Raw genomic sequence first — 14,882 nt, forward strand, 5'->3', positions numbered from 1 at the left:
TCAAACGGCTCAGTTTGGTTTAGCCACAACTGTGAATAAGAGTAATCAATACAATAACCAAGCTAACCAAACATGACATACATCTACCAAAGCGATATAATTATTAAGTTATACTAATGATGCTCTTCTTAGGAGATGTTATTCATGGGGCCAAACATGTCAAATGACGATGGACTGCAATTTTGTCCCAACTGCGGCCAGCGGATCACTGCCGACGATGATTTCTGTCCAAATTGTGGGTACAATTTGCAGGAATACCGTCAAGAGAGTCAAACGCCGGAGCCAAATCAACCGGCTCCTGTCACAAATTCACAAAAGCCGGTAAGCCGGACCAAAAAGAAAGTTCGAACCAAACAGCAAAAACGCCGCAGACGAGAAACCCTGTTGGTTGTCTTTGCGGCTATTTTGGCTATTGGTAGTATTACATATGGCGAGTACTATTATTCCAAAGCCAGCACGTTGAAGCGAGCAGTTACTGCTGTGAAAAATAATCAAAGTGACTTACACGATTACTTTTACACCACCGATCCGAACCTCAAACTGACCAATGCTACTCTTCAGCCACTCACAAAGTACTTCAATCAAAATCCGGACAAACTCTTATCGTTTAAAACCCAATTATCAGGAGTTGGGACCTTTGATAATCAAAAATTCAGCTATCAAAAAGATGGCCAGAAGTTCCTGATCTTCCCGAATTGGAATATTAAAGTAAAGCCAGTTTATGTCACTTTAACCGTCAACAAGAAGAACGCTCAGATTAAAGAGAACACCACAAAAATTGCGGTTTCCAACACCACTCATTTCTCAAAGAAAATTGGTCCGTTGGTACCAGGAAGTTATCAACTCTCAAGTTCGGCCAACCTCAATGGTCACAAGCTGACTAACGCCAATACGTATCATTTAAACAGTAACCGGACCATTCCACTAACCCTCAAGACCGTTTCGTTTAAAGTTAGTGGTCCAGCTGGTACGCATGTAAAGATCAATTCAAAGGATCAAGGAAAAATTGGCAGTAGTGGTGTGATGGCCTTTAAGGATTTCCCTTGGACTCAGGAGATGAAAGTTCAGGGTATCTTCCAGAATGGCAAGACGTCCATTTCATCTGAACCGCATGTTGTTAGCGGATCAAGTGATGATCATGACATATCGTTAGTATTCAAAGGGCAGGTCAGCTACGATGACGCAGACACTCTGTTTACCAACTTATCTGAAGCAATGACCAGTTATAGTCAAAGTGGTGACCTCGACGATGCGACCGATGATGATGGTGATGACATGTCCTCATTCTTCGTTGGCGGGGAGTCCAGCCCATATTTTGGTCAATTCAGACACATGGGAAAGAGCTACTATGAAAATGACAACTTGGACGGGATTGATGTTTCCGCAACCGTTGATTCCATTAAGCTCAGTTCGGAAAATAGCAGTGATGTGACTTACGATATGAAGTACCGGTTTGATACCGGCGGCCATTACCATATTCAAGTATTTCGATATACAGCCAACGTCGTTAAAAATTCCGATGATGATAATCCGGTAGAAATTAAATCGATTTCAACCCAATATCAGAAGATTAGTGATTATGACAAGGCATATTGATGAATATTCAGTAATAATAACGTCTTTACACATAGTAAAAGCCACATTGATTAGTCCAATCAATGTGGCTTTTATTAACGTAATTGTTTAATGTTCACTCGGATGTTGCTGTGCTTGATAATCTTTTTTTGGATGTTGCAGAAATGTAAACACGGTTCCAATGATGAGTACAACTAGAGCTGGCAATGCCATAGCGGCGGTTATGCCAAAAAGTAAACTTCCAATCAGACCAAGAACTGGTCCAACAAGCGAAATACTGTAACGACGTGATTGGACTAGTGCAATCACATTTAATACAACGCCAGCCCATGCCATTCCATAAAAGAATACCGCAGCAGATCCAGTGGAATTCCCACCATTACTTGCATCACTGAATGCGGTCCCAAAGATAACAAACCAGGACACACTGAATAGAATACAATTAATAATATCAAGAATACCGGTCCACATGTTTAATTTAAGTCGCTTCAAACTAACTACCTCCTTCATTTCAGCTTTTTAAGTCATCAGTATTTGGACTGTCATGATTATTTTGGTAAATGGCTAACAGCATAATTTGCCTGCGCTTGTGTAAACTTATCGCCTGCGCTCGATGTTAATTGATCCCTGATGGCAGCAGGTGACATATTCATGTCCTTTTGATATGTCTTAGCAGATTCCAATGCGTTCTTATTCCAGTTAACATCTTTAAGATGAGTGACTGCATAGTAGGCAGCTTTAGTAGAGAACTGGTCCCCTGCTTTTGACCTCAACTGTTCATATATTGCACGTTTCGACAAATTCATACTATTTGCATAGGTTTCAGCAGATTCCAGAGCATTTTTATATGCAATTGGAACTTTTTGAGTAGCTTTTGTACTGCTGGATGATTGGGAAGATTCTGATGACTGTGTGTTTGCAGATTTAGAAGACGTTGTCTTTTCGGTTTTCGTACTTGAATTATTTGATGAGGATGAGTTATCAGAGTTACCCCCAGCAATTCCACTTACTACAAACACAGCGAATACGATGATTAACCAGACCCACCAAATCTTGTACCACGGTTTTGATATTTTTCTATTATCCATATGAAACCCTCCTAATGATGTTTGATCGTCTATAGAATTAAAATACGAAGATTGAAGCGAAATAATTTAAAATAGCTTGAATTTCTATAACACAACCTATTATAACAATAATAGCCATTTATTTATGACATAACAAGTTTACAAACTATATTGTGTAATGAAACGATTTTGTTGGGTGATCGTTTATTCATAAAGTTGGCAATATAAAAAGGCATACTTCCCATGGACAAATTTTGAATATAATCACGGGGGTATGCCTTATTTTTACGTATACTGAATTCTTACGGGGGAATTTCTCCTAAATATTACTCAATTCCCTCAAATTTCTTAGCAAAAGTATCCACTGCCTTAATACCTTCAAAAACATCATCAGCAGTAACCTTGAATCCCATGTTATGAATGGTTTCGCCTTTTTGAGTTGTCAGTTGGGCAACTTTCATGAGATCTTCATCAGAGGCATCTTCAAGGTGTAGATCCTTCAAAGTGGTTGGTAAGCCGAGGTCATGTTCGAACTTGAGGTATTTTTCGAGAGTTGCATCGCTGGCACCTTCAAGAACTAGGTTTAGCAATGTTCCAAATGAAACCTTTTGACCATGTGACATCTTGTGAACGTCACCTGATAAAGCGGTTAACCCATTTTGGAAACTGTGAGCAGCTGCTAAACCGGAACTCTCTGCCCCAACACCGCTTAACAGGGTATTGGCTTCAATGATGTGCTCCAGTGCGGGAGTTACTTGATGGTTCTTGGCAGCCGTAACAGCTTGGTTGCCATACTTAAAGAGGAGCTCCTCGCATTTTTCAGCAAGTGCTAAGCCTGCGGCAGTTTGTTGAGTTTGCAGTGGCAGCAGAGTTGTTTCTCTTGCCCGAGCCACTGTCTGAGCTTCTACATTGGTTGATAACGCGTCTGCCATCCCATCGATCAGGAATTTAACAGGTGCGCCCGCAATGACTGATGAATCAACTAACACTAAGTCAGGGTTCTTGTCATAGAAAATATATTTCAAAAACTCGCCATTTTCAGAATAAATAACACTTAATCGGGTACATGGTGAGTCGTTGGAAGCCAAAGTTGGCACGATTACAACTGGAATCTTCAGTTGGTCGCCAACAGCTTTAGTGGTATCGTTGGTCTTTCCACCACCAAGTGAAATGACAAATTTGGCATTACTAGATTCACCAATCTTCTTAATACGATCTATTTCTTCAGGCGAACTTTCACCATTAAACGTAACGTGTTCAATATCCAAACCGGCGTCGGTCAGTGTTTTATAGAACTTTTCACCAACTAATCCCCAAACAATTTCATCAGTTAATAGTAGGCCATTGTTTCCATAAGGTTTAATGTAATTTGCGGCAGTATCCAATAAATTCTTGCCCTGAACGTATGTTGAAGGGCTAGCAAAAGCTGTTGTCATAATAATTGCCTCCATTCAAAAAAGACCAAACGTTGATGCACATTTTATTGTAAACGCTTTCTTTAAATTCACAAGCAAAGTGACTTGTTAGTATACTGTTCACAAGCCATCTACCCTATTATTTGAGGAAAATAACTCTAAACCCTATTAACATTCAATAACGATAGCGATATAGTTATTAGGTAAGCATTTAGTTATATTTATGCTAACTAACAAATTATAAGTAGAGGAAGTATTATCAATGAAGATTGGAAAACTGTTGGTTATCGCTGCAGCATCTCTGACAATGGGAGTGGCAGCCATGAGTCAACCTAGCTCAACGGATAATAGTTATGCTGCTGTAAAAAGAATCCATGGATATAAGATTATGAAGCCGAAATTCTACTTCAAGTATTCTGTGATTAATCAGGATTCAAAGTTTAATCCGTATAAAGGAGTTACATATGTATCATCCAAGTACGATAAAGTTTATGGTACCGTTAAGAATTATGTGGATACCAGCAAGCCAGGGAAGTACTTCGTTATTTATCATATTAAGGACAAGGCAGGTTACAACTTTAATGTAAAGCACGTAATTACAGTTCGAGCAGTCAATTTAGTTGGAATTTACAATCCGAATTACAATTCAGACGGAACCTATGATGTTTCCAATATTGGCGATAATTTAAACTTAAAGCCAAGATACAATGTGGAAGCAACTATGCCAGGAATTTCTTGGACTAGCTCTAATCCGGAAGTGGCCGATGTTTCATCTGATGGAGTTGTCTCTGCAAAAGCTGATGGGATTGCTGTTATAACCGCGACTTTGGATGGTAAAAGTAGCCAGACACCCGTGATGGTTACAGAAAGTTCTCATTTGAATTTGACCAATTCCGATGACTTCCTGTCGATAAAGTATGATGACTCCTATATTTCATACAAGACGAAAAACGATCTGATTCAATATCCTTATGGTGTTTGGATTACAGATGGTGCCAAGTTTGGCTATTCAGATGGAATTGATGATGGATCGACCAATCCGAATAGGCGTGATGAGATTTCATCTGAAAATGGCGGTATATTTACACCAAACATTGGAACTGATTCAATGTTTCAAGACGGTGATACAATGGTACTCGTCACTAAAGATGAATTTGGCCAGTCACATCAATATGTTGGTCAGTATCAATATATGGAGTAACTTTTGTGTTTTATGATAAATTATCTCGAGTTTAGGATTACTATAAATTAATTAGATTCTCAGACAGATGAACGAAATCAAAACAAAGGACGACCCAATTGCGGATCGTCCTTTGGTGTATTCAACTGCTTATAAAATGGTTTAATCACTAATTCGAAATAAGTCAGGCAAGACTCCTGACGATCCAGACAATGAAGGAATAATTAGGTGCGGTATCTTGAGGTGAATGAAACTTTAAACATTTATTAGATGACACAGCTCACATCGTCGACCCATAAAACCCGCAAAAAAACAAAAGCGTACTAACACCTCGATCACCAATCCAATCACAAACCAAGGACGACTTTGATACCCCAAAATGGGTCCGGAGATTGCAATCAGAAACGGAATGGTCAGAAAGATAGCGATTCCTGACGTAGGAGTAAAAAGGATATTAAATGTTTGATTAAGCTCAAAATTAAATAGGTATACGATTGTCGTGATGATCACAGAGAAAATAATGACCAGTGCAAAATAAAATGTCCATTTATGCCTAATCGGAATATCTTGCAGATCTTTTCGAACTAGCCAGTAGGCTCCAGCGGCGATTAAACCATTGATGATCAAATCGATAGCTAGATAAATGGCAATTTGATATGGTGGGGTTCGAATTTGGGACAATGTGGACTGTGGAAACCAACTGGAAACAACCATGATATCGAACCAGAATAAGAAAATAACACTAAGCAGCCAATTTAACCCAAATACCGCTAACACTTTGATACCACGAGCCATGCCAATCCCTCCAAACAATATAATTAGTCTTTATTATAGCCGCTGAAGCTTTTATATTTTTAAACCAGATTAGCTTTTACCCAAAATTAACTGTTTAATTATCACTCACATGTTCCCACCTCATCACACAAATGTAACGATAACCATAATTCTGAGCGACATGATATCCCCTACAACCACCCACGTGTTACAATTTTAATGAAGCAGCATGTATAAACATGAACAAATAGGAATACTAAAAGACAAATTAATGGGGATGACATCAATTATGAATTCAAAGAACAAATTAAAGGCAACATTATTAGTCGCAGCAGGTGCATTATTGCTCGGCATCACGACTGCTCAACCAAATAATGCCAATGCGGCAGTTACGACTGCGGCAACCAGCAGCAAGACCACAAAGACCAGTACTGCTAAAGTCAGCACCAAACATTACGATGCCCAGATCACGGCACCCAAGTCGATGGCTAGTGGCTACCAAATCTATTCCAACGTTCCCGGCGTCAAGAACACGTCCGGCACGCCAACAACGGTCACCAGCGGCAGCAAGTACAATAACAAATACGTTCGAGTGATGCAGTCACAAAAATCGGGATCGGCTACCTATGCTCAGATCCGATATAACGGCAAAATCTTGGGCTGGATGAATGCCAACGGCTTAACAAAGGTTTCATTTAGAGCCGTTGCCCAAGCAACGATGCAGCAATATGACGCCATTGGCAGTGTGTTGGTCTCACACAACAAGAGTCTCACACCAACGGTTGTCAGCAATGGTTATGCCAATATGCTTCACAGCACGAAAAATGCCAGTGACGGCACGACCGTTTACCCACTAGCATCGCTGCAAAATGGCATGACTGGCGTGATCATTCAAAAATTGATCAATGCCAAGGAATTAACACCAACAACGAAGTTAAGCAGATTTTACCCACAAATCGCTCACAGCAAAAAGATCACCATTCAACAGCTGCTGACGATGACATCCGGCATTAAGGGAACGGTCAAAGAACCATCTGACCAGCTTAAAGAAGACGATGCCTATACAAATGCCATCAAGAGCTTAACTTCAACTGGCAAGACCAGTTTCAAGTACAGCGACATTAATTACGTCTTGCTTGCAGGAATCATTGCCAAGGTGACCGGTAAGACTTATACCCAGAATCTTCAGTCACGGATTTTGAACAAATTGGGAATGAAGAACACTTTCATTGTTAACGATGTTCAACCGACAATTTCAGCAATCAAGGCTGTCAGTTACAATTTGAACGGCAGTTCCGATTATCAAAATTCTCAATCAATTTCTTATCCGGCATTGTCTGGACTTCCTGGTGCCGGCAACGTTTTGACAACGCCAACCGACTACTACAAATTTGTTATTGGCCTGCAGAACAACAAGCTCCTGACACCGAAGAGCTATCAGAAGCTGACCAGTTACAGCAAGAAATATTCTGGCGGGATGTACGTCAACCAGAAGGGTGTTAAATCCAACACCGGCACGTACACTGACACCGGCTACAGCACTGGTTATTATGCTTCAGACGGCAATCAACACGTCACAATTACCTTCTTGAACCAATCACCGCTCAAGAATAATATGACGCCGGCTAAATTTGCTCAAAAGATGAATAACGTCGCAACTTATTATTGATAATTAATGGTTATATACAGCAGCATGCATCCGATCGGATGTGGGCTGTTTTTTTTATTTTGTGAAAAATATTGTTGCTATTTTCAATGAGAAGCCCTTATTTAAAGGCAATTCAAGCGGATATAATTTCAATAACTTGATATATTTTCATGGCCTTTCATAAAATCTTTTCATTTCCTATTGCCATTTCATCAGGATGTCTGTATGATTCAGATGGAAGTAAAAGGAGGTGATATTACGTGACCAAGATTTACGTCCAGCCAGTCAATAAGAGTCAAGATGTTAAGCTCTCCGATGGGCATGAAGGCTATATGCGTGTTGAGCGCGAGCCCCACGGCTATCGGTATGACTTTGAGTTTTCGGCGCATTACCATCACAGCTTTTGGTATGATGGACCGAACTTAAAGAACGGGTTTGAGATCATGGTTCATACGATTGACGGCCCAGAAAAGTTCCAAATTTTAGTCGGCTGATGAATTTATATATAATGACATTTGTGAAAATGTAGTCATATATAAGGGCACCAATGCAGACAGTTTCTAATCAGGTTGATTACCGGTTTCCAAAGGAAGGACTGTCAGATTTATGTTTTTATTGAAGATTGTGGCAATATATGCATTTAGCATTTTGGTTGCTGTTTCGATTAACGCGTTATTATACGTGGAATGTTTCCGGAAGTCTAAGTCAAAAGACAGTGTGTATCCTAGCTCACTTCATGATATCTTCTATCGCCGGGAATAGTGATTGCTTTAACTCCTAGTTGTTTCAAGTAATAAACCGTCCGACAAGTGAAAGCTTGCTGGACGGTTTATTTTTATTCTTTATTCAAAAGGGTTTGCTGCTTTTTTCGTTTGATGTCATGAATGATCTTCAATGCCCGTTTGCGGGTCTTGATGTTGGGGCTCTTCATTCTTCTGCGTGCTGAAGCTAAATCTTGTTTTTCCATTCTATCTCTCTCCTTTGATGACATTTATCGTTAGGCCGTTTCTGGTGTGAAATTCTTTAGCCAGTGGGTCGAACTAACTTATCGATACTAAATGGTAACCATTACGATTTAAGATTATGAACTTTCACGGGGCCTTTTGTCAAGAAAATTTTGAAGGAGTAACCTTTGAGAGGAAAATTTGGCTAGCAAAAAAGCCGGTAGTATTGTGTGCTATCGGCTAGATGATCGATTATTTGTTGATTAGTTCAGCATTAATGATTACCATTCAATTTGTTCAACTGGTTCTGGTGACTTATTCATCTCATCATTTTTGACCTGACCATCACCAATTTCAATAATATGATCTGCCATTGGCTTAATCATGCCGTTATGGGTGACGATGATGACGTTCTTGTTGGTCTTGTGGCTGAAATCCTGGAGTAGCTTCAAGATGCTTTTACCAGTCTTATAATCCAAAGCGCCGGTTGGTTCGTCACACAGTAATAGATCCGGATTCTTGGCAATTGCCCTAGCAATGGCAACTCGTTGCTGCTCACCACCGGATAATTGAGCGGGGAAGTTGTTGATCCGTTTTGCCAAGCCAACATCTTTCATGACTTCAGGCACATCAAGTGAATCTGGTGAAATTTGGGATGCCAGTTCAACGTTTTCCAAGGCCGTTAAGTTTGGAATCAAGTTATAAAACTGAAAGACAAAGCCCACGGAGAGTCGGCGATAAGTTGTTAATTGTTTGGGTGAGTCGTTGGCAATATTTTTGCCATTGATGATGACGTCACCCTTTGTTGGGGTGTCCATGCCGCCTAAGATGTTAAGCAGCGTTGACTTGCCTGCCCCGGAAGCGCCTACGATAATGGTGAGTTCGCCTTTTTTTATTTCAAAATTGATATCGTCATTGGCGCGGACTTCCTGTTCACCGCTACCGTAGATTTTGGAAACGTGTTTGACGTCGATGTATGCCATGATGTGCCTCCCGAATTGTTGTCCTTACGATTATGATACTTGTGGAAACCAGGGAAAGCAAACCAAGTTTTCGAATGACTCCAAAGAAAAGACTTCCGATTGAGGAAGCCTTTTAGTTATTTTTTAAGTTTAGCAATGACTTCTTTAAGTGACTCTTCAAACGTTGGCAGTGGGTGACCCAATGCTTGCGGCAAATCATTGGAAGTTTCCGCCAGATCACCGTCTCGAATCAGCTTTTGCATGCTGACAATTCCGGCAGCTGCTTGTGGATTGTAGCCAATGGCCACTAATCGTTTCCGGTATTCATCGTCTGACAAGGACATCACTTCAAAGTCGTTATCGGTGAGCACTTTCAGGGCTCTTGCCAGGTCATCATAGCTGTGTTGCGGACCTGAGAATTCATAAACCGTTTTCGGTTCAGTACTCATTAAGACTTTGGCAGCGGCTTCGGCATATTCACGTTCAAGCGCCCAGCCAACCCGGCCATCTCCGGCGGAATAGACAAACGGCTTATTATTGATTGCAGCTGGAATTTGCATCCGTTCATTTTCCAAATACCAATTGTTTCGCAGAAATGAGTAACCGATTCCGGATTCACGGATGGCTTGTTCAGTATTCTTGTGATCGACTGCTAATGGGGATTTTGCTTTGTCGGCGTGAGGAAAACTGGTGTAGGCGATGAAGCGGACGCCGGCTTTCTTGGCTGCGTTAATGACGTTTTTATGTTGCTGGATTCGGCTGACAGCTTGACCCGGGATGGATGAAATGAGAAGTAATTTATCAACTCCCTGCAAGGATTTCTCAAGGACTTCTTCCGAATCATAAGAACCTGGGCGAGCTTCAATCCCTGGTAAGAGCTTTTCAGCTTTTTCCGTGTTTCGGGCAAGGGCAATGATATCTGCGTTATCAACATTTTCAGCAAGTACTTTGACAACCGTTTGGCCAAATTTTCCAGTGGCACCGGTAACTGCGTATTTCATTGTAATGAGCCTCCTTCAAAGACTAATTAGCAAGTTAAATTCTTCTGCTGAATTGATATTACCAGTCGATGAAGGGGCTTACAAGAAATTATACTTCTTAGTTTTCCGGATGATTTGGAATTTGGCGATGTAAACAATCGAGACATCTACTATACTGAAATAAGACCGTTAAATTAAGAAAAGTGCAATTATTAAGTTCAATATAATCGAGCAGTATGTAAGAGGGGTGTTTTTAATTAACAAGACAGTTATCAAAAATGGACTACAAATTATTCTGGGGTCATTCATTTATGCCATTGCGATTAATGATTTTTTAATTCCACATCAGATTGGTGAAGGTGGGGTAACGGGGTTGACCACCATTGGTTATTATGCGCTCAATATTCCGCCGGCCGTTACTAACTTTGTGTTAAACGGAATCCTGATGCTGATTGGTTTCCGATTTTTAAGTAAGAAGACAGTTTGGTATTCTTTGTGGGCCATTGTGTGGATTTCTGCCTTTTTAAAATTACCAAGGTTACTGAACTATCACACAACCCAGACAATTATTCCGGCAATCGCCGGCGGGGTTCTCATGGGCATTTCAATGTGGATAATCTTTCGTGGTGAAGGGACGATTGCCGGCAGTACCATTCTGGCTAAGATCATGAACCGGTATTTCGGTATGAAGAACGGCTCGGCAATGCTGATGTTTGATCTGTGCGTCGCAATTCCATCAGTTTTCATTATTGGTTTTCAAAATATGATCTTAACCGTGATTGAATTGTACGTTTCTGCGGTGGTTTTGAATAGTCTGCTATCGCGTTTTGGTGCGCGAAAATCGGTAACCATTATTTCCAATCGAACCGAAGAAATTACCTCTGAGTTGTCAGAAGTGCTCCATCAGGGGATCACGTTGATTAGCGCGAAAGGCTATTATCATCAGGAAAAGATGCCGATGATTTATGCGATTTGTACCGATAAGCAGGTTGCTCAAATTGTTCCGTTGGTTTCCAGTGTGGATCCGGATGCGTTTGTGGTGGTTGAGAACGTTCATAGCGTTAAGGGTGAAGCATTGGAGAAGATATTGTAGTGGATTTTTTCGTGTTGTCAAACGCTTCCAATTCCGTTACACTATGGTGTGTTAAGCTATATACGACTAATCAACTAATTTTCGTGGTGGGGGATTATTGATTAATAATCATAAAACTAGGCAGGACCAGTGAACAGCTGATCTATTTTGTTTTGCAATTTTATAAGGGGGAAAATTATGGACGCACAAGTAGAAAAGCGCAAGAAGCATTTTAAGCTAAAAATGCCCGGCGCCTTTGTCATTCTGTTCATTTTGACAATTGTTGCCGTAGCAGCGACATGGATGGTTCCTGCAGGTAGTTATTCTAAATTATCGTATTCGCACTCATCTCTGCAGGTTACCAATCCTCATGGTAAAGTTACAACGGTTCCAAGTACTCAAAAGGAACTTGATAAATTAGGTGTCAAAATTGACATCAAGCAATTTACATCCGGCGGGATCACCGCGCCGGTATCGATTCCAAACACTTATCAACGACTCAAACAGCGGCCTGCCAGTATCGCAGCCGTTCCAACCAGTATGGTTAAAGGAACGATTGAAGCGGTCGACATCATGGTATTTATCCTGGTGCTTGGTGGTCTAATCGGTGTTGTTAAGGCCAGCGGGGCGTTTGAATCCGGCTTGCTGGCTTTGACCAAGAAGACCAAGGGACATGAGTTCCTATTGATATTCTTCGTTGCAGTTTTGATGGTTCTCGGTGGAACTTTATGTGGAATTGAAGAAGAGGCCGTGGCCTTCTATCCAATTCTGGTGCCAATCTTTATTGCCATGGGGTACGATTCGATCGTCTCTGTCGGCGCAATATTCCTCGCGAGTTCGATCGGGACGTGTTTCTCGACCATCAACCCGTTTTCCGTGGTTATTGCGTCTAACGCAGCCGGAATCGACTTTACGCAAGGGCTCACTGAACGGATCATCGGCTGTATCATTGCGGCCGGCTTCGTGATCATTTATCTGCATTGGTACAGTAAAAAGGTCAAAGCAGATCCTAAATTTTCGTACTCCTATGATGACCGTGATGAATTCAATGCCATGTGGGAAATTGCCCCAACCGGTGAGGATGGCAAATCTAAATTTACCGCACGTAAAAAATTGATTCTGATATTATTCGTTATTACTTTTCCACTGATGGTCTGGGGCGTTATGTCTCAAGGCTGGTGGTTCCCAACCATGGCTGCATCGTTCCTGTCATTTGCGATTATCATCATGTTCCTGACAGCTACCGGAAAGAATGGTTTGGGTGAAACAGGCGTTGTCGATGCCTTCGTCAAAGGGGCTTCCAGCTTGGTCGGTGTTTCACTGATCATTGGATTGGCTCGGGGCATTAACCTGGTATTGAACAATGGGAAGATTTCCGACACCATGCTGGAATATTCTTCGACCCTGGTTTCTCACATGAATGGGCCAATGTTCATTATCGTGATGCTGCTGATCTTCTTCCTGTTAGGCTTTATCGTTCCTTCATCATCAGGCTTGGCCGTTCTTTCAATGCCAATTCTGGCGCCATTGGCTGATACGGTTCATATCCCAAGATATGTCGTTGTAACGGCTTATCAATTTGGCCAGTACGCAATGCTGTTCCTGGCACCAACCGGATTGGTAATGGCAACTCTGCAGATGCTGAATATGAAGTATTCACACTGGGTTCGGTTTGTATGGCCGGTCGTTGTGTTTGTCCTCGTGTTTGGTGGGGCACTGTTGGTTACTGAAGTTTTGATTAATTAAAATTTGTGAAAATTCAAAAAATGATGCTGACAATTGATGTCGGCATCATTTTTTTACTTATACCACAGTGTTGGCCTGTGCCTCTTGATTGTTTTCAATGGCTAGCGTTTCTCTATACTCCTCTGCATCTGGATTCTCATGGAAATCAACCGTTACATCTTGATATTTTTTGAGTTCTTCTTCAATCTCTTTGATTGATATTTTGAAATACTCTTTACGATTATTGACTTTGTTTACTCTTTTATTTGCAAACCGTTCATGTAACTTGGTTTCCAGAGCATATGCATCTTGACTGAAAATCAAAGCATGTACGTCAAATTTAAATGGAACGGATGCACTACTTAGTTCACTAATCCGATCCAAAGGTTCAAGACGTCTAGTTACTCCAATTTTTACAATACCTTTTCCAAAGGATCCAATGTTGGAAATAATGTACACATATCCGGCAGTGGCATTTGCTTCACGATAGTCGATATCACCCTTTTTATCATGTAGCGAGTCTAGTTCATTTCGTAATTTTTCGATTTCGAATTTTAGCCCATCTTTGTCACTCGCTTCAAGCTCCATTCGTTTTTGTAATTCCTCGATAGCTTGGTCGTAGTGCTGGATTTCCTTATCCACCTTTTTTCGCTCTTGTTTGATTTCTTGCTGGAGCCTTTTATCTTCACGTTCTTTTTCACGTTGTTCTCGTAATAAATCCTTTTCTTCCTGTTTCTTTTGGGCATAACTAAATGCCAAGTCTAATTCGTCATATTTTAATTGCAGGTAATTTGGTAGCATTTGAACATCTACGACTTCGTACATTTTATTGTGCTGAATAAACGATTTTTCAATTCGAGTAACGATGCGTTCATAATTAGAATAGGTTACCTTCTTAATTGCATCTGTACACTCATTGTTGAAACTTCTAAAAATGGCTTTAATATTATTACGTGTCATTTTTTTGCCTTCGGAAAGCTTTCCGTTAATGGTCCACTGAGGGTTAAATTGAACTGCCGAACGGCTTTTAATCAATTGCTTTTGTTGATCGCGTATTTCAGCGAGCTTTTCTTTATAACCTGATGACGTAGCGAATTCATAGTGTGGACTATAAAGACCATAACCACTCATTTCTTTACTTACCTCAAGATCCCCAACTTCTGCTTTGAGATCTTCGATCGTTTTTTCCTTTAGAGTTACTTCTGTTTCTAATTGAGATAATTTTGGTGTTAATTGTTCAATTTTATTTGACTTATCTTCGATTATTTTTTCCAACTCAACAGGCTTCATTTGTTGAACCGATAACTTTATGTCAGCTTCCTTCTGTAAATGCTTATTTTGTTCTGTAAGCTTAGCGTTACTATTCCTCAGTTCTTGAATAGTATTTTTAAATTGGTTTACCTTAAAAAAATCTGATATTCCCATAATTTAGTCCCCTCAATTTGATTCAAACTGTAATTATTATAAGTGTATCAACATACGTGATTGTGTTCCACAACTAATTTTCACAATAGTGCAAAGTGATATATTATATTAAGTA

General features: G+C 40.5%; 14 protein-coding genes. 6 read left to right on the forward strand and 8 right to left on the reverse strand.

Annotated elements, in window-relative coordinates; translation table 11 throughout:
• The first annotated feature begins 144 nt into the window (after positions 1-144).
• A complete protein-coding gene (locus tag DNL43_RS05485) occupies positions 145-1,596 on the forward strand; it encodes a zinc ribbon domain-containing protein (RefSeq protein ID WP_056982861.1) in 1,452 nt (483 codons plus the stop codon).
• A gap of 87 nt (positions 1,597-1,683) precedes the next feature.
• Here DNL43_RS05485 and DNL43_RS05490 read toward each other — a convergent pair whose 3' ends face one another.
• From DNL43_RS05490 to DNL43_RS05500, 3 genes are all read right to left on the reverse strand, one after another.
• On the reverse strand, positions 1,684-2,067 hold the full coding sequence (locus DNL43_RS05490; RefSeq protein WP_056982857.1) for a hypothetical protein: 384 nt from the start codon (positions 2,065-2,067) through the stop codon (positions 1,684-1,686).
• Positions 2,068-2,123: 56 nt separating this feature from the next.
• Positions 2,124-2,663: an Ltp family lipoprotein gene (locus DNL43_RS05495; protein ID WP_056982854.1), complete on the reverse strand. Its 540-nt coding sequence runs from the start codon at positions 2,661-2,663 to the stop codon at positions 2,124-2,126.
• Positions 2,664-2,968: 305 nt separating this feature from the next.
• Positions 2,969-4,078, reverse strand: a complete 1,110-nt coding sequence (locus tag DNL43_RS05500; RefSeq protein WP_054769378.1) for a glycerol dehydrogenase — start codon at positions 4,076-4,078, stop codon at positions 2,969-2,971.
• Positions 4,079-4,319: 241 nt separating this feature from the next.
• Here DNL43_RS05500 and DNL43_RS05505 point away from each other — a divergent pair, with 241 nt between their 5' ends.
• Complete coding sequence (locus DNL43_RS05505; RefSeq protein WP_054769377.1) at positions 4,320-5,258, forward strand: Ig-like domain-containing protein; 939 nt, start codon at positions 4,320-4,322, stop codon at positions 5,256-5,258.
• 234 nt (positions 5,259-5,492) lie between these two features.
• On the opposite strand, the gene DNL43_RS05510 is transcribed toward DNL43_RS05505, so the two are convergent.
• Positions 5,493-6,032, reverse strand: coding sequence for a hypothetical protein (locus DNL43_RS05510; RefSeq protein ID WP_056982852.1), 540 nt, complete (start codon positions 6,030-6,032; stop codon positions 5,493-5,495).
• 268 nt (positions 6,033-6,300) lie between these two features.
• On the opposite strand from DNL43_RS05510, the gene DNL43_RS05515 reads away from it, so the two are divergent.
• Together DNL43_RS05515 and DNL43_RS05520 are read left to right on the forward strand one after the other, a co-directional pair.
• Positions 6,301-7,680, forward strand: coding sequence for a serine hydrolase (locus tag DNL43_RS05515; protein ID WP_054769375.1), 1,380 nt, complete (start codon positions 6,301-6,303; stop codon positions 7,678-7,680).
• Positions 7,681-7,919: 239 nt separating this feature from the next.
• Entirely contained in the window at positions 7,920-8,153 is a 234-nt protein-coding gene (locus DNL43_RS05520) for a hypothetical protein (protein ID WP_054769374.1), read from the forward strand.
• Positions 8,154-8,494: 341 nt separating this feature from the next.
• Here the strand turns inward: DNL43_RS05520 and DNL43_RS05525 are convergent, their stop codons facing one another.
• The 3 genes from DNL43_RS05525 to DNL43_RS05535 form a co-directional block, all read right to left on the reverse strand.
• Positions 8,495-8,626: a putative metal homeostasis protein gene (locus tag DNL43_RS05525; RefSeq protein ID WP_095344949.1), complete on the reverse strand. Its 132-nt coding sequence runs from the start codon at positions 8,624-8,626 to the stop codon at positions 8,495-8,497.
• Between the two features lie 258 nt (positions 8,627-8,884).
• Complete coding sequence (locus tag DNL43_RS05530) at positions 8,885-9,586, reverse strand: ABC transporter ATP-binding protein (RefSeq protein WP_056982850.1); 702 nt, start codon at positions 9,584-9,586, stop codon at positions 8,885-8,887.
• A gap of 116 nt (positions 9,587-9,702) precedes the next feature.
• Positions 9,703-10,566, reverse strand: a complete 864-nt coding sequence (locus DNL43_RS05535; protein ID WP_054769373.1) for an SDR family oxidoreductase — start codon at positions 10,564-10,566, stop codon at positions 9,703-9,705.
• A 235-nt stretch (positions 10,567-10,801) separates the two neighbouring features.
• Between DNL43_RS05535 and DNL43_RS05540 the strand changes: the two genes are divergently transcribed.
• Together DNL43_RS05540 and DNL43_RS05545 are read left to right on the forward strand one after the other, a co-directional pair.
• Positions 10,802-11,638 carry a YitT family protein gene (locus DNL43_RS05540; protein WP_169790313.1) on the forward strand — a complete coding sequence of 279 codons (837 nt, stop codon included), beginning with the start codon at positions 10,802-10,804 and terminating at the stop codon, positions 11,636-11,638.
• 177 nt (positions 11,639-11,815) lie between these two features.
• On the forward strand, positions 11,816-13,363 hold the full coding sequence (locus DNL43_RS05545) for a YfcC family protein (RefSeq protein WP_095344947.1): 1,548 nt from the start codon (positions 11,816-11,818) through the stop codon (positions 13,361-13,363).
• Between the two features lie 57 nt (positions 13,364-13,420).
• Here the strand turns inward: DNL43_RS05545 and DNL43_RS05550 are convergent, their stop codons facing one another.
• Positions 13,421-14,767 carry a DUF4041 domain-containing protein gene (locus DNL43_RS05550; protein WP_056982846.1) on the reverse strand — a complete coding sequence of 449 codons (1,347 nt, stop codon included), beginning with the start codon at positions 14,765-14,767 and terminating at the stop codon, positions 13,421-13,423.
• Between the last annotated feature and the right edge of the window lie 115 nt (positions 14,768-14,882).

Origin of the sequence: Lentilactobacillus kefiri (assembly GCF_009739535.1) — a bacterium.
GTDB classification, from domain to species: Bacteria; Bacillota; Bacilli; order Lactobacillales; family Lactobacillaceae; genus Lentilactobacillus; species Lentilactobacillus kefiri.

What these genes read in the sequence shown, in the direction of transcription:
- DNL43_RS05530 (WP_056982850.1), bottom strand. Translation starts at nt 9,586, where the DNA reads ATGGCATACATCGACGTCAAACACGTTTCCAAAATCTACGGTAGCGGT.
- DNL43_RS05525 (WP_095344949.1), bottom strand. Translation starts at nt 8,626, where the DNA reads ATGGAAAAACAAGATTTAGCTTCAGCACGCAGAAGAATGAAGAGCCCC.
- DNL43_RS05495 (WP_056982854.1), bottom strand. Translation starts at nt 2,663, where the DNA reads ATGGATAATAGAAAAATATCAAAACCGTGGTACAAGATTTGGTGGGTC.
- DNL43_RS05545 (WP_095344947.1), top strand. Translation starts at nt 11,816, where the DNA reads ATGGACGCACAAGTAGAAAAGCGCAAGAAGCATTTTAAGCTAAAAATG.
- DNL43_RS05515 (WP_054769375.1), top strand. Translation starts at nt 6,301, where the DNA reads ATGAATTCAAAGAACAAATTAAAGGCAACATTATTAGTCGCAGCAGGT.
- DNL43_RS05550 (WP_056982846.1), bottom strand. Translation starts at nt 14,767, where the DNA reads ATGGGAATATCAGATTTTTTTAAGGTAAACCAATTTAAAAATACTATT.
- DNL43_RS05510 (WP_056982852.1), bottom strand. Translation starts at nt 6,032, where the DNA reads ATGGCTCGTGGTATCAAAGTGTTAGCGGTATTTGGGTTAAATTGGCTG.
- DNL43_RS05485 (WP_056982861.1), top strand. Translation starts at nt 145, where the DNA reads ATGGGGCCAAACATGTCAAATGACGATGGACTGCAATTTTGTCCCAAC.
- DNL43_RS05500 (WP_054769378.1), bottom strand. Translation starts at nt 4,078, where the DNA reads ATGACAACAGCTTTTGCTAGCCCTTCAACATACGTTCAGGGCAAGAAT.
- DNL43_RS05505 (WP_054769377.1), top strand. Translation starts at nt 4,320, where the DNA reads ATGAAGATTGGAAAACTGTTGGTTATCGCTGCAGCATCTCTGACAATG.
- DNL43_RS05535 (WP_054769373.1), bottom strand. Translation starts at nt 10,566, where the DNA reads ATGAAATACGCAGTTACCGGTGCCACTGGAAAATTTGGCCAAACGGTT.